Origin of the sequence: Longimicrobium sp. (genome assembly GCA_036377595.1) — a bacterium.
In the GTDB taxonomy this organism is placed as follows: Bacteria; Gemmatimonadota; Gemmatimonadetes; order Longimicrobiales; family Longimicrobiaceae; genus Longimicrobium.
Map to the genome: position 1 here is coordinate 1 of DASUYB010000079.1, position 16614 is coordinate 16614.

The window sequence follows — 16614 nt, forward strand, 5'->3', positions numbered from 1 at the left end:
CCGCGTACTGCACCGCCAGCGGCGGCAGCGGCGATGCCGGCCGTGCCGCACCGGAGGGTGGCGAGAACGATTCGTAGAGGGTGAACAGCTCGCGGAAGAGCACGCCCATGCTCCAGCCGTCGCTGACGATGTGGTGCATGGCGAGCAGCAGCACGTGCTCCTCGTCCACGAGGCGCAGCAGCGTCGCGCGCAGCAGCGGACCGCGCTCCAGGTCGAAGGGGCGCTCCGCGTCCTCCCGCGCCAGGCGGCGCGCCTCCTGCTCGCGCGCCTGCGGCGCGAGATCGGCGAGGTCCAGCACCGGCAGGCGCGCGGACGCGGCCGGGTGCACGACCTGCACGGCACCGCCCTGCTCCACCGGGCGGAACGTGGTGCGCAGCGACTCGTGGCGGCGCACCAGCTCGCCCAGCGCCCGCTCCAGGGCGCCCGCGTCGAGGCGCCCCCGCAGCCGGCGCGGCCGGGGCATGTTGTAGCCGGCGCCCTCCGGCTCCATCTGGTGCAGGAACCAGAGCCGCTCCTGCGCGAAGGACAGCGGCAGCGGCGCCTCTCGGGCGACGGGAATGAGCGGCGGGAGGGCGGCGCTCTCGCCCGCGCGCCGCCGCTCCTCCACGCGCCCGGCCACCTCCACCACCGTGGGCCCCTCGAAGAGCGCCCGCAGCGGCAGCTCCACCCCGAACAGCTCGCGGATGCGCGAGACCACCCGCGTGGCCAGCAGCGAGTGCCCGCCCAGCTCGAAGAAGCTTTCCTCTACCCCCACGCGCTCCAGCCGCAGCACCTCCGCCCAGATCCCCGCCAGCACCTCCTCCACCGGCGTCCGCGGCGCCACGTACCGGTCCGTGCCGGCCGCGTGCTCCGGCGCCGGCAGGGCCTTGCGGTCCAGCTTTCCGTTCGGCGTCAGCGGCAGCCGCTCGAGCACCACGATCGCCGCCGGCACCATGTACTCCGGCAGGCCCCGGCGCAGGTGCTCGCGCACCCCCTCCACCTCCACACCGCCGACGACGTACGCCACCAGCCGCTTCTCTCCCGGCTGGTCCTCGCGCACGATCACCCGCGCCTCGCGCACCGCCCCGTGCGCGAGCAGCCGCGCCTCGATCTCGCCCGGCTCGATGCGGAACCCGCGGATCTTCACCTGGAAGTCCGTGCGGCCCACGAACTCGATGGTCCCGTCCGGCAGCCAGCGGCCCAGGTCCCCGGTGCGATACATCCGGGCGCCGGCCTCGGCCGCGAACGGATCGACGACGAACCGCTCCGCCGTCAGCCCGGGCCGGTTCAGGTAGCCGAGCGCCACGCCCGCGCCGCCGATGTGCATCTCCCCCGCGACGCCGACCGGCACGGGCTGGCCGCGGGAGTCCAGGATGTAGACGCGCGTGTTGGAGATCGGCCGGCCCAGCGGGATCGTGCGCGCATCCGGCGCCACGTCGGTGACGGGATGGGTGATGGCGAACGTCGTGGTCTCGGTGGGGCCGTAGCAGTGGATGAGCGAGACGGGTCCACCCTCGGCCAGCACGCGCGCGAACGACGACGGATCGGCCGCCTCGCCGCCCGTCAGCAGGCGGCGGAGGCTGGCCAGCGCGCCGGGGATGGCCTGGGCGTGCTGGTTGAAGACGGCGGTGGTGATGAACAGCGTCGTGACCTGCTGGTCCGCCAGCGTCCCGGCGAACGCGTCGGGATCGAGCAGCACGTCCTGCGGGACGACGACGGTGCGGCCGCCGTGCAGCAGCGGCCCCCACACCTCCATCGTCGTCGCGTCGAACGCCGGGTTCGCCGCGAACGCCACCCGGTCGTCCGCGCCAAAGTCCGCATACCCGTTGTCGAACACGAGCCGCGCGATGGCGCGATGCGGCACCACCACACCCTTGGGCCGGCCGGTGGAGCCGGAGGTGTACATCACGTAGGCCGGCGCCTCGCCGTCGGCCGGAACGCGCGGATTTTCCGCGTTCCCCTCCGCCAGCGCATCCACGTCGACGCGCCGCACGCCGGGAAGCTCGGGAAGGTCGGCGCCGGGAAGGGCGAGCACGACCGCGGAGCCGCTGTCCGCGAGCATGAACGCGATGCGCTCCGCCGGGAACGAGGGGTCGATGGGCACGTACGCCGCGCCGGCCTTGAGGATGGCCAGCTCGGAGACGACCAGCTCGATGGAGCGCGGCATCAGGATCGCCACGCACGCCTCCGGCCCCACGCCCAGCGCGCGGAGGTGGTGCGCGAGACGGTTGGCCCGCGCGTTCAGCGCCGCGTACGTCAGCGAGCGGTCCTCGTGGACCACCGCCACCGCGTCGGGCGTGCGCTCCGCCTGCTCCTCGAAGAGCCGGTGGATGGGAGAACCCGCGGGGTGCTCCGCGTCCGTGCGGTTCCACTCCTCCACGACGTGCCGGCGCTCCGCCTCCGGCAGCACGTCGATGCTCCCGATCGCCCGCCCGGGAGTGGTCTCCAGCGCCTCGACCAGCCGCTCCAGCGCCGTGTGCATCATCCGGCACACCCGCTCCGCCTCCGCCGGGGCCGCCACCTGCGCCACCACCAGGAAATCGTCCCCCAGGTCGTTCACCGCGAGCGCCACGGGGTAGTTCGTCCGCTCCTGAAAGCGAATTCCCCGCCCGCCCGCCCCGGGCTGCCCCGCCGGCTGCGAACTCCCCCTCCCGCCGCTGTGGCGATAGTTCAGCAGCGAGGTGAACAGCGGCGCGGGTGCCGCCACCCCGCTGCAGCGCTGCGCCAGCGACAGCGAGGCGTGCTCGTGCCGCAGCAGGTCCGCCAGCAGCGCGTGCGTGCGCCGCACCGCCGCCTCGGCCCCCTCCTCTTCCACCCCGATCCGCACCGGCAGCGTGTTGATCAGCGGGCCCATCACCCGGTCCACTCCCTCGCCGCCCTGCATGCGGCCGAAGAGCACCGTCCCGAAGACCACGTCGCTCCGGCCCGAGACCCGCGCCAGCACCTGCGCCCACGCCAGGTGGCACAGGCTCGCCGCGCTCACCCCCAGCGCCCGCGCCCGCCGGCGCAGCCGCGCGGCGACGTCGCCCGCCACCGGAAGCCGCGCCTCCCCGATCCCATCTCCCTCCCTCCACACGTCCAGCAGCCCGTACGGCGCCGTCGGCTCCTCCACGTCGCCCAGCATGCCGCGGAAGAACCGCTCGTGCTCCTCCCGGCTCACCCCCAGGCGCGCCCGCGCCACGTAGTTGCGGAAGGGGAGCGGCGCCGGCAGCTCGGACTCGACACCCCGCAGGTGCGCCGAGATCTCCTCCTGCAGCACCTCCACCGACTCGCGGTCGTCCACCAGGTGGTGCATGAGGATCAGCAGCAGCCACCGGCCCCGTGCGCGGTCCTCGGCGATGCACGCCCGCAGCAGCGGCGCCCGCCCCAGCTCCATCCGGTACTGGCGAGGGTCATGGCGCCGCCACAGCTGCTCGGCCGCATCATCCGCCGCATCCAGCTCCACCTCATCCACCGACAGCGGCGCGTGCCGCCAGACGACCTGCACCGGCTCGCGCAGCCCCTCCCAGGCCACGCCCGTGCGCAGGATGTCGTGGCGGTCGATCACCGCCTGCAGTGCCGCCAGGTACTGCTCCAGGCGCGCGCGCGTGTCGAACTCGGTCACGCTCGACGTCAGGTACGGATCCCCCTCCTGCGACAGCAGATGGTGGAAGTGGATCCCCTCCTGCAGGTGGGTCAGCGGGTAGATGTCCTGCACGTTCGCGGCTCCGCCCGGCACCTCCGCCACGATCCGGTCGATCTCCACCTGCGTGAGATCCACCAGCGGGAGCATCTCCGGCGTGAGGAGCTCGCACCCCTCCGGGATCGCGTTCGCCGGGACCTCCATCTCGGGAAACGCTCCGCCCAGGGCCTGGGCCAGCTCCGCCAGCACCGGGGTGGTGAACAGGGCACGCACGTCCGCGTGTAGCCCCGCGTGCCGCATCCGCCCGATCAGCCGGATCGCCAGGAGCGAGTGCCCGCCCAGCTCGAAGAAGTGGTCCCACCGCCCCACCCGCTCCACCCCCAGCACCTCTGCCCAGATCCCGGCCAGCGCCGCCTCCACCTCTCCCAGCGGTGCCTCGTAGCTCCGCCGCGCGTACGCATCCCCCTCCGGCGCCGGCAGCGCCTTCCGATCCAGCTTCCCGTTCGCGGTCAGCGGGAGCGCGTCCATGAAGACGAACGCGGCCGGCACCATGTACTCCGGCAGGCTCTGGCGCAGGCGGTCGCGCAGCGCCTCGGCCTCCGCTTCACCCACCACGTACGCCACCAGCCGCCGGTCACCCGTCTCGTCCTCGCGCACGATGACGGTGCAGTCCCCGACGCCGGGCGCCTGGCGCAGCGCGGCCTCGATCTCACCCAGCTCGATCCGGAACCCGCGGATCTTCACCTGCTCGTCCAGGCGGCCCAGGTAATCGAGCGTCCCGTCCGCCAGCCACCGGACGCGGTCGCCCGTGCGATACAGCTTTCCGGCGCCGAACGGATTTTCGACGAACCGCTGCGCCGTCAGCTCCGGGCGGTTCAGGTACCCGCGCGCCACGCCGCCGCCGCCCACGTACAGCTCGCCCGGCACGCCCACGGGCAGCGGCCGCAGCGCCGGGTCGAGCACGTACAGCTGCAGGTCCGGGATGCGCACGCCGATCGGGCTGCCGGAGCCGCCGAACACGTCCGCCTCCGTCAGGCGGCGATAGGTGACGTGTACGGTCGTTTCGGTGATCCCGTACATGTTCACCAGCCGCGGCGTCTCGGCGCCGCGGCGCTCCACCCACTCGCGGAGCGTGGCGGGCTCCAGCGCCTCGCCGCCGAACACCACCACGCGCAGCGCCAGGTCGCCGCCCCGCTCGCCGTCGACGCGGATGAACTGCCGGAACGCCGAGGGGGTCTGGTTGAGCACGGTCACGCCCTCGCGCTGCACCAGCGCGTGGAACGCCTCGGGGTCGCGGCTGACCAGGTGCGGCACCACCACCACGCGGCCGCCGTAGAGCAGCGCACCCCACAGCTCCCAGACCGAGAAGTCGAAGGCGTACGAGTGGAAGAGCGTCCACACGTCGTCCGGGCCGAAGCCGAACCATGCGTCCGTCGCGGAGAAGAGCCGCGCCACGTTGCGATGCTCGATCAGCGCTCCCTTGGGCGCGCCGGTGGAGCCGGAGGTGTAGATGACGTACGCCAGCGAATCCGGCCCCGCGCCGCTCTCCGGGTTCTCCGCGCTCTCCGCCGCGATCTCGGCCGCCGCGCCGTCCAGGCTCACTAGCTCCACGCCCTCCCGCGCCGGGAGCGCGCCGCGCAGCGACTCCTGCGTCACCAGCACGGGCACGGCCGCATCAGCCAGCACGAACGCCAGCCGCTCGGCCGGGTAGCCGGGGTCCAGCGGCACGTAGGCGCCGCCGGCCTTCAGCACCGCCAGGAGGGAGACCACCATCTCCAGGCTCCGTTCCAGGCAGATCCCCACCCGCACCTCGGGGCCCACCCCGCGGCGCCGCAGGTGGTGGGCGAGCCGGTTCGCGCGCTCGTTCAGCTCGCGGTAGGTGAGCGACTCCTCCTCGAAGCGCACGGCCACCGCCCCCGGCGTGCGCGCCGCCTGCGTCTCGAACAGAGAGTGGATGCACCGGTCCGCCGGATACTCCGCTTCGGTCCCGTTCCACGCCTCCAGCACGAGCGCGCGCTCCGCCTCGTCGAGCAGCTCCAGCCGCGAAAGCCGTACGTCCGCATCCGCGGCGACCTGCTCCAGCACCCGTGCCAGGTGGCCCAGCATCCGGCGGATGGTGGAGCGGTCGAAGAGGTCGGTGCTGTACTCCACCGTGCCGTGGACGCCGCCGTCGTGCGGAACGGCGGTGAGCGACAGGTCGAACCGGGTGGTCTCCCACTCCGCGTCCACCCCCGCCATCCGCAGCCCCGCAAGAGGGCCTCCCCCGCCCTCGACGTTCTGGAGGATGAACATCACCTGGAAGAGCGGCGCGTGGCTCAGGGAGCGCTCCGGCTGCAGCTCGGCCACCAGCTTCTCGAAGGGCACCTCCTGATGCTCGTACGCGCCCAGCGTCCCCTCGCGCACGCGCCCCAGCAGCTCGCGGAAGGTGGGGTCGGCCGAGAGGTCGGTGCGCAGCACGAGCGTGTTGGCGAAGAAGCCGATCAGCTCCTCCACCTCCTTCCTCGTCCGTCCCGCGATCGGGCTGCCGACGACGATGTCCTCGCTCCCGCTGTACTTCGACAGCAGCAGCTGGAAGGCGGAGAGCATCACCATGTACAGCGTGGCGCCTTCGCCGCGGCCCAGCGCCTGTAGCCGGTCGAGCAGCGCGAGCGGCAGGTCGAACCTCTCCCGCGCGCCGCGGTGCGACTGCACCGGCGGCCGGGGCCGGTCCGTCGGCAGCTCCAGCAGTGCGGGCGCGCCCGCCAGCCGCTCCTTCCAGTAGCCGACCTGGCGGTCGAGCGCCTCGCCCTGCAGCTGCTCGCGCTGCCACACGGCGTAATCCGCGTACTGCACCGGCAGCTCGGCCAGCGGCGAATCGCTCCCCTCACGATAGGCCGCGTACAGCGCCGACAGCTCGCGCAGGAGGATGCCGCTGCTCCACCCATCGGTGACGATGTGGTGGACGCACAGCATCAGGACGTGCTCCTCCGCCGCCACCCGCAGCAGCGCGGCGCGGAAGAGCGGGCCCTCGGCCAAGTCGAACGGACGCGCCGCATCCTCCCGCGCGCGCCGCCGCACCTCCGTCTCGTGCGCAGTCTCGTGGAGCCCCGACAGGTCGTCGACGGGGAGCGCGAAGCCGGAGAACGGCGCGATCACCTGCACCGGCGAGCCGTCCACCTCGCGGAAGACGGTCCGCAGCGACTCGTGGCGGCGGACGATCTCGCCCAGGCTCCGCTCGAGCGCGCCCACGTCCAGCGCGCCGCCCAGGCGCAGCGCGGTGGGGATGTTGTACGGCGCGCTCCCGCCCTCGAGCCGGTCGATGAACCAGAGGCGCTCCTGGGCGAACGAGAGCGGGAGGGGACGATCGCGATCGACCGGTACCACCGGCGGCAGCACCGGCAGCCCGGCGCGGCGCATCTCCTCCACCCGCGCGGCCAGCTCCGCCACCGTGGGTCCCTCGAAGAGCGCGCGCAGCGGAACGACCACGCCCAGCGCGTTCTGCACCCGCGCCAGGAGCCGCGTCGCCAGCAGCGAGTGCCCGCCGAGCGCGAAGAAGTCGTCGTCCACCCCGACGGATTCCGTGCGCAGGACCTCGGCCCAGAGCTGCGCCAGGATCTCCTCCGTCGGCGTGCGCGGCGCGGCGGTACGCGCGTCCGCCGCGGCCGGCTCGGGCTCCGGCAGCGCACAGCGGTCCAGCTTGCCGTTCGCCGTCAGCGGAAGCCGGTCCAGCCGCACCCAGGCGGACGGGACCATGTACTCTGGCAGCAGCGCCTTCAGGTGCAGCCGGAGCGAGGCCGCGTCGGGCTGGGTCGTTCCCTCGGCAGGGACCCAGTACGCCACCAGCCGCCGATCGCCGCCCTCCGTCTCGCGCGCCATCACGGCGGCCTCCCGGATCGCCGGATGCGACGCCAGGGCGCTCTCCACCTCGCCCAGCTCCACGCGGAATCCGCGCACCTTCACCTGGCCGTCCACGCGGCCGGCGGGGACCACGGCACCGTCGGGGCGGTAGCGGCCCAGGTCGCCGGTGCGGTACACGCGGTCGGCCGGGTCGCCGGTCAGGGGATTGGCGACGAAGCGCGCGGCGGTCAGCTCCGCGTCGTTCAGGTAGCCGCGCGAGAGATAGGGGGTGCGGACGGCGATCTCCCCCAGCTCGCCGATGCCGGCCAGCGATCCCGACGGGGTGACGACCAGCAGTTCCACGCCGTCGATCCCCCGGCCCACGGGGACGGCCGGACTCACCTCCGCCAGACCGGTGGGGAGGCGGAAGCAGCCCATGGCCTGCGGCGTCTCGGTGGCGCCGTAGAAGTTGACGACCTCCGCGTTCGGGGCGATGGCGCGCAGCCGGGCCACGTCTCCCGCGCGCAGCACGTCGCCGCCGAAGCAGGCGAGGCGCAGCGCGGGCAGCTGTGCATCCCCCGTCCCCGTCGCGAGGATCTGTCCCATCGCGGGGGTGAGATGGACGATGGTGACGCCCGTCTCGCGCATCCATCCACCGAGCCACCCCGGCGTGCCGACCTGATCGGGATCGGGGATGGCGATGCTCCCGCCGACCGTCAGCGCGGCGAACACGTCCCGCAGCAGCGGGTCGTACGCGAGGCCGGAGAGGACGGAGACGCGGTCCGCATCCCCCAATCCGAGCTCGCGCGCGTACCAGCCGAAGAAGTGCGCCAGCGGCCGGTGCGTGCCGGCGATCGCCTTCGGCGTGCCCGTGGTCCCCGAGGTGAAGGCGACGTACGCCAGGTCGTCCGGCCCCACGGAGACGGCCGGCGCGGTGGAAGGGTATCCATCCCCCCCGCCCTTCCCGTCCGCCGTCAGCACGACGGTGACCCGGGCACTCTCCGCCAGCGCGGCGGCCAGCTACGCCGGCACCTCGCCCGCGGCGGAGATCCGCAGCAGGGCGGCGGGACGCGCCGCGCCGGCCTGCGCCGCCAGGCGGGCGGGCGGATACGCCGGGTCGAGGACGGCGAACGCAGCGCCGGCCTTCCACGCGCCCAGCAGCGCCCGCACCAGCGCCGCCGAGCGGTGCGCGTAGACGGCCACCACGTCGCCCGGCCGCACCCCGCCGTCGATCAGCCGGTGCGCGATGCGGTTGGCCGCCGCGTCCAGCTCGGCGTAGGTCCACGTCTCCATCGCATCGGAGATCGCCAGCGCTTCCGGAGACTGCGCCGCGTGGGCGGCGAACGCCTCATGCACGGCTCCGCGCCAAGCCTCGGCCTCGATCGGCCGTGCCGGGTCGGGAAGGATGCCGCGCGCCGCTTCCGTCGCCAGCGACAGCGCGCCCACGCGGGTCTCCGGCGCGGCCACGGCCTGGCGGAGCACGCCTTCGAGCTGCGCCAGGAGCGCGCGCATCCGCGGCGCGTCGAAGAGGTCGGCGGCGTAGACCAGGTTGACGTAGATCCCCCCGTCCCACTCCCCCACGTAGAGCGTGAGGTCGAACTTGCTGAACACCACGCCGCCCGGGCCGGCCCTCGCCACCTCCAGGTCGTCGGCGCGGAAGGCGCTGTCCTGGTAGTTGATGAGGTTGAGCATCACCTGGAACACGGGGGCGTGCGCCAGGCTCCGCTCGGGACGCACCTCCTCCAGCACCCGCTCGAAGGGGAGGTCCTGGTGCGTGTACGCGGCCAGCGTGGTCTCGCGCACCCGCCCCAGCAGCTCGCGGAACGACGGGTTGCCCGAGAGGTCGGTCCGCAGCGCCAGCGAGTTGAGGAAGAGCCCCACCATCCGCTCGGTCTCCGCCCGCGTCCGCCCCGCGATCGGCGCCCCGACGACGACGTCCTCCTGCCCGGCCAGGCGGCCGAGCACCACGTCCAGCGCGGCGAGGAGGACCATGAACAGCGTGGCGCCCTCGCGCCGGGCCAGCGCGTTCACCTCCGCCATCAGGTCGGACGAGACACGCAGGTGCTCGACCGCGCCGCGGTGCGATTCCACCGGCGGCCGGGGACGGTCGGCCGACAGCTCCAGGAGCGCCGGAGCGCCGTCCAGCGCGCGCCGCCAGTACGAGAGCTGCCGCTCCAGCGCGGCGGCGGACAGGCGCTCGCGCTGCCAGGCCGCGTAGTCCGCGTACTGCAGCGCGGGCTCCGGCAGCGGCGACGGCTCGCCGCGGGAAAAGGCGCCGTAGAGCGCGGAGAGCTCCTCCAGCAGCACTCCCAGCGACCACCCGTCGCCGATGGCGTGGTGGAGGTTGAGGAGGAGGTGGTGCTCGTCGTCGGCCACGTGGACGAGCGACGCGCGGAAGAGCGGCCCGCGCGCCAGGTCGAAGCGGTGCCGCGAGGCTTCGGCCGCCAGGCGCCCGGCCTCGGCCCGCCGCTCGCTCTCGGGGAGGTGTCGCAGGTCGGCGACCGGCAGGTCGAAGTCGGCCGGGGGCGGGGCGATCCGCTGCACGGGGACGCCGTCCACGGCCGGGAGCGTGGTGCGCAGCGGCTCGTGGCGGCGCACCAACTCGGCGAGCGCGCGGCGGAGCGCATCCTCGTCCAGACGGCCGGTGATGCGGTACGTGAACGGGATGGCGTACACCGGGCTCCCCGGGTCCAGCGCGTCCACGAACCAGAGCCGCTCCTGCGCGAACGTCACCGGCAGGTCGCCCTCGCGCGCGGCCGGGGCGATGGCGTCGTCGGCGCCGGCGTCGGCCGCCGCGCCGGTGCCGCGCAGACGGTCGATCTCGGCCGCGAGCCCGGAGAGGACCGGCCGCTCGAAGACGGCGCGCAGCGGCAGCTCCACGCCGAAGGCCTTGCGGACGCGCGCGGTGACGCGGGTCGCCAGCAGCGAGTGCCCGCCCAGGTCGAAGAAGCTCTCCTCGGCGCCCACCCGCTCGCGTCCCAGCACCTCCGCCCAGATCCCCGCCAGCACCTCCTCGGCCGGCGTGCGCGGCGCCACGTACCGGTCCTCCGCCGGCGCGAGCTCCGGCACCGGCAAGGCCTTGCGGTCCAGCTTGCCGTTGGGCGTCAGCGGGAGCGCGTCCAGGAAGACGAACGCGGACGGCACCATGTACTCCGGCAGGCTCCGGCGCAGGCGCGCGCGCAGCCCGTCGACCTCCACGCTCCCCACCACGTACGCCACCAGCCGCCTGTCTCCCGGCTGGTCCTCGCGCATCAACACCCGGGCTTCGCGCACCCCCGGATCCGCCGCCATCGCCGCCTCCACCTCTCCCGGCTCGATGCGGAAGCCGCGGACCTTCACCTGCTGGTCGTTGCGCCCCAGGAACTCGATCACCCCGTCCGGCCGCCAGCGGCCCAGGTCGCCCGTGCGGTACATGCGCGCGCCCGGCACGCCGACGAACGGATCGGGGACGAAGGCCGCGCGGGTCTTGTCGGGGTCGTTCAGGTAGCCCAGCCCCACGCCGTGGCCCCCGACGTGGATCTCCCCGGTGATGCCGACCGGCACCGGCTGCCCCTGGCCGTCGAGGATGTAGATCCGGGTGTTCGCCACGGGCCGCCCGATCGGCAGGCTCGCGACCCCGGGTGCCGGCGGGGCGCGCATGACGTGGTGCGTGACGTCGTCCGAGCACTCGGTGGGCCCGTACGCGTTCATCTGCGCGAGGTGGGGATAGCGCTCGAACCACTCGCGGCTGAGCTGCGGCGGGAACGCCTCGCCCGTGGGGATCAGCCAGCGCAGCCGGGAGAGGGAGATCTCCCGCCCCTCCGGCTCGCGGGCATGGTCCAGCATCGCCCGCAGCATGGTGGGAACAGCCTCGAAGACGGTGATCTCCTCCCCGTCCACCTGCCGCAGGAGCTCCGCCGGGTCGTAGGCGACCGCGTCGGAGAAGACGTGGGTCCGGCCGCCCACCATCAGCGCGGCGAGAAACTGCCAGACGGAGATGTCGAAGCTCTGCGGGCTGTTCTGCGCCACCACGTCGGCCGAGGCCAGCTCCAGGTCCTTCACCTTGGCGAAGAGGTGGTTGACCATCCCGCGGTGGTGGACCATCGCCCCCTTGGGAAGGCCCGTGGACCCGGAGGTGAAGATCACGTAGGCGAGCTGGTCGGGCGCGCGCTCCACCGGCCGGTCGCCGCCGCCCGGGCCGGCGGCCAGGAGGGCGGACAGGCCGCGGACGTGCGCCAGCGTGCCGGCGGCCTCCACCGCCGGCGCCTGGTGCCCGGCGTCGGCCACCAGCAGCCGCGCCCCGGATTGCCGCAGGATCCCGCGGATCCGCTCGGCGGGCCAGCGCGGGTCCAGCGGAAGGTAGACGGCGCCCGCCTTCCAGATCCCCAGCATCAGGGCCAGGAAGTCCGCGCTCCGCTCCGCGAGCACGGCCACGATGTCGCCGGGGCGCACGCGCTCGGCCTCGAGCGCCCGCGCCAGGGCGTTCGCCTTCGCGTTCAGCTCCGCGTAGCCGAGCGCGCCGCGGGCGTCCCGCACCGCCTCGGCGTGGGGCGTGCGCGCCGCCTGCGCCTCGAACAGCTCGTGGATGCAGCGGTCCGCCGGATACTCGGCTTCGGTCCGGTTCCACGCCTCGAGCACGAGCGCGCGCTCCGCCTGGCCGAGCAGCTCCAGCCGCGAAAGCCGCACGTCCGCGTCGGCGGCGACCTGCTCCAGCACCCGCTCCAGGTGGCCGACCATGCGGAGGGCCGTGCCGCGCTCGAAGAGGTCGGTGCTGTAGATCAGCACGCCGCGCAGGCCCTGGGGGGTGGCCGCGAGCTCCAGGGAAAGATCGAACTGGGCGCTCGCGTGCTCCGCCGCGACTCCGCGCACGTTCAGCCCCTGCAGCGCGCCTCCCCCGCCCCCGGCCTGCTGCAGCTCGAACATCACCTGGAACAGGGGCGAATGGCTCAGGCTGCGCTCCGGCTGCAGCTCGGCCACCAGCTTCTCGAAGGGAAGCTCCTGGTGCGCGTACGCGCCCAGCGTGACCTCCCGCACCCGCCGCAGGGTCTCGCGGAAGCTCGGATCTCCCAAGAGGTCGGTGCGCAGCACCAGCGTGTTGACGAAGAGGCCGATCAGCGCCTCGACCTCCTTCCGCGTCCGCCCCGCGATCGAGCTGCCCACGACGATGTCGTCGCTCCCGCTGTACTTCGAGAGCAGCACCTGGAAGGCGCCCAGCAGCGTCATGTACAGCGTCGCGCCCTCGCTCCGTGCCAGCGCCTGCAGCCGCTCCAGCAGCTCCGGGGAGAGCTCCACCGGCACCGTCGCCCCCCGGTACGTCTGCACCGCCGGGCGCGGATGGTCCGTCGGCAGCTCCAGCAGCTCCGGCGCTCCCGCCAGCCGCTCCCGCCAGTACGCCAGCTGCCGGTCCAGCACCCCGCCCGCCAGCTGCTCGCGCTGCCACACCGCGTAGTCGGCGTACTGCACCGGCAGCTCGGAGAGCGGCGACTCACGCCCCTCGCGGTACGCCGCGTACAGCGCCGACAGCTCGCGCAACAGCACCCCCAGGCTCCACCCGTCGCCGACGATGTGGTGCATCGACACCAGCAGCAGGTGGTCTTCGTCGCCCAGCCGCAGCAGCGCCGCGCGGAAGAGCGGGCCCGCCGAGAGGTCGAAGGGCCGTGCCGCCTCCTCCTGGACCCGGCGCGCGGCCGCCGCCTCGCGGTCCGCCTCGCCGAGCGCCGACAGGTCCTCCACCGGCAGGGCGAACCCGCCGAACGGCGCGATCACCTGCACCGGCGAGCCGTCCGCCTCGGCGAAGGTGGTGCGCAGCGCCTCGTGGCGCCGGACGATCTCGCCGAGCGCCCGCTCCAGCGCCGCCTCGTCCAGCGCGCCGCGCATCCGCACGGCGTTGGGAAGGTTGTAGAAGGCGTTCCCCGGCTCCATGCGGTCCAGGAACCACAGCCGCTCCTGCGCGAAGGAGAGCGGCGCCGGCCCCTCTCCGCGCGCGGGAATGGCGGCGGGGGCCGCGGCGGGGGCGGCCCCGGCCTGCTGCGCACGCCGCAGCTCCAGCAGCCTGCGCTGCGCGGGCGTCAGCTTCTCCAGGCGATCGGCCAGGTCAGTCATGGCCGCCCTCCTCCATCCCCGCCGCCAGCAGCGCCTCGACCTCGTCGTCGCTCAGCCCCTCCACCCCGGCCAGCAGCGCGCGCAGCTCGTCGTCGGCGGCCGGGCCGTCCACCACCGCCGCCAGCGCGGCCACCGTGGGCGCGTCGAACACGGCGCGCACGCCGATCTCCGCGCCCAGCTCCGCGCGGATGCGGGCCACCAGCTGCGTCGCCATCAGCGAGTCGCCGCCCTCCCCGAAGAAGTCGTCGTGCAGCCCCGGCGCAGCGCCGAGCAGCGTCTCCCAGATGCGCCCGATGGCCCGCTCCGTGGCCGACCATCCCGGGCGCGGGTCGCCGGCCGCCGCGTCCGCCTCCGCCTCGTCCGCCGCGGTGACCGCGGCCAGGGCCACGAAGCCGGGCTGCGGCGCGCGGTCGATCCAGAAGCGCTTGCGCTCGAAGGGGTAGGTGGGCAGCGGAACGCGGCGGCGCGCCTCGCCCCCGTGCACGGCGCGCCAGTCGACCTGGGTCCCCGCGGCCCAGGCGCGACCCAGCGCGCCCAGCAGCACCTCGACGTCGTCGGCCGGGTCGTCCGCGTGGCGGATGGAGTGGATGGCGGCGGATCCCGGCACCTGCCGCCTGACCAGCGACGACAGCGTGCGCCCGGGCCCGCACTCGATGAACACCCGCTGGCGCCCCTCCGCGGCCAGCGTGGCCACGCAGTCGGCGAAGCGGACGGCCTGGCGCAGGTGGCTCGCCCAGTACGCCGGATCCGTCGCCTGCTCCGGCGTGATCCACGTTCCCGTGAGGTTCGACACCCAGCGCAGCTCCGGCGCGCCGCGGGCGGTCTGGCGCACGCGCGCCGCGAAGGCGTCGAGGATGGGGTCCATCATCGGCGAGTGGAACGCGTGCGATGTCTCCACGCGCTTCGCCTCGATCCCGCGCCCCGCCAGCTCCGCCTCCAGCCGCGCGATCTCGTCGCCCGGCCCGGAGACCACGCAGCGGTCCGGCGCGTTGACCGTCGCCACGGACACCGATCCGCCCAGCGCCCCCTCCACCTCGGCGGCGGGGAGGGGGATGGCGAGCATGGAGCCCGGCGGCAGCGCCTGCATCAGCCGCCCGCGCTCGGCGACCAGGGCCAGCGCATCCTCCAGCGAGAAGACGCCGGCCAGGCAGGCGGCCACGTACTCGCCCACGCTGTGGCCGATCATCGACTCGGGCGCGACCCCCCACGCCATCCACTGCTTCGCGGTCGCGTATCCGACGGCGAAGAGCGCGGGCTGGGTCAGCGCCGTCTGCTTCAGCCGGTCCGCGCCGTCCGGGAAGATCGCCTCGCGCAGGTCCAGCCCCAGGTGCGGGCGCAGGAGCTCCGCGCAGCGGTCCAGCTCCTCGCGGAAGACGGGCTCGCGGTCGTAGAGGCCGCGCGCCATCCCCGCGTACTGCGCGCCCTGGCCGGGAAAGAGGAAGACGGCGGCGGGCGCCTCGCTCCCGGCCCGGCCGGCCACGCCGCGTGCCGCGTCGGCCAGCGCCTCGGCGGCCTCGGCGTGGGTGCGCGCCACGACGGCGCGGCGGTGGGCGAACGCGCGCCGCCCCTGCTGAAGCGTCCACGCCACGTCCGCCAGCGCCTGCTCCGGGTTCTGCTCCAGGTGCGCGGCCAGCCGCCGCGCCGCCGCGTCCAGCGCCGTCGCGGTGCGGGCGGAAAGGACCAGCAGCTGCTCCGCCCGCGACGGCGCGGGCGAGGGAGCCACGGCGGGCGGCTGCTCCATCACCACGTGCGCGTTGGTGCCGCCGATGCCGAACGACGAGACCCCGGCGCGCCGCGGCACCCCGGCGGGCGGCGTCCACCTTGCCAGCGCGGCGTTGACGAAGAAGGGGCTGGACGCGAAGTCGATCTGCGGGTTGGGCCGCGTGAAGTGCAGCGAGGGCGGGATCTCGCCCGTGCGCAGCGCAAGCGTGGTCTTGATGAAGCCCGCGATCCCCGCCGCCACGTCGAGGTGGCCGATGTTGGTCTTGATCGAGCCGATGGCGCAGTAGCCCGTGCGGTCCGTCCCGGCGCGGAACGCCTGCGTGAGCGCCTCGATTTCGATGGGGTCGCCCAGCTCCGTTCCGGTGCCGTGCGCCTCCACGTAGGTGATGGTGGCGGGATCCACCTCGGCGGCGGCGTGCGCGGCGCGGATGGCGGCGGCCTGCCCCTCCACCCGCGGCGCGGTGAAGCCGATCTTGGCGGAGCCGTCGTTGTTGATGGCCGACGCCAGGATCACCGCGTGCACGGTGTCGCCGTCCGCCAGCGCGTCTTCGAGCCGCTTGAGCGCGGCGACGGCCACCCCGCTCCCGCGCACCGCCCCCCGCGCCTGGGCGTCGAAGGCCCGGCAGTGTCCGTCCGGCGAACGGATGTTCCCCTCCTGGTAGAGGTAGCCGACGTGCTGCTGCGCCGGGACGTCCGAGCCCCCGACCAGGGCCATGTCGCAGTCGCCGCCCAGCAGCGCCTGGCAGGCCAGGTGCACCGCCACCAGCGAGGTGCTGCACGCCGTCTGCACCACCACGGCGGGGCCTTCGAGCCCCATCTCGAACGCCGCGCGGGTGGCCAGGAAGTCCTTGTCGTTCCCCATGCGCACGGCCATGTCGCCGGCCGCGGCGATCACGTCGGGGCGGGAGAGCAGGTTCAGGTAGTAGCTGCTCATGCCGGTGCCCGCGTACACGCCCACGCGGCCGGAAACGCGCGCGGCATCGTAGCCGGCGTGCTCCAGCGCCTCCCACGCCACCTCCAGGAACAGGCGCTGCTGGGGATCGGTGACCTCCGCCTCGCGCGGGGTGAACCCGAAGAAGGCGGCGTCGAAGCGGTCCACTTCCGCCAGCGCGCCCCCCGCGGGGACGTATGCGGGGTGGGTGCGCAGCGACTCCGGCACCCCCGCGGCGGCCAGCTCCTCGTCGGTGAAGCGGCGGATGGACTCCACCCCGGCGCGCAGGTTGGCCCACAGGGCGTCCACGCCGGGCGCGCCGGGAAAGCGCCCCGCCATCCCCACGACGGCGATCTCCAGCCCGGTGGGCTCGCTGGTCTGGCTCATCGATCGGTCGAAAAACTCGTCGTCAAAGAACAGGGAACAGGGAAACGTCTTCTCATCCGGTCACCCCCGTCAATCC

At 74.3% G+C, this 16614-nt stretch carries 3 protein-coding genes; all 3 read right to left on the reverse strand.

Annotated elements, in window-relative coordinates; translation table 11 throughout:
• The coding region (locus VF092_11165) for an amino acid adenylation domain-containing protein (GenBank protein HEX6747842.1) at nt 1-8398 on the reverse strand (8398 nt) is incomplete at its 3' end.
• A gap of 39 nt (nt 8399-8437) precedes the next feature.
• Complete coding sequence (locus tag VF092_11170; GenBank protein ID HEX6747843.1) at nt 8438-13498, reverse strand: amino acid adenylation domain-containing protein; 5061 nt, start codon at nt 13496-13498, stop codon at nt 8438-8440.
• Nucleotides 13491-16538 (reverse strand): beta-ketoacyl synthase N-terminal-like domain-containing protein, encoded by a 3048-nt coding sequence (locus VF092_11175; GenBank protein ID HEX6747844.1) that lies wholly within the window; start codon nt 16536-16538, stop codon nt 13491-13493. The genes VF092_11170 and VF092_11175 overlap by 8 nt, the downstream gene beginning before the upstream one ends.
• Nucleotides 16539-16614: the final 76 nt, after the last annotated feature.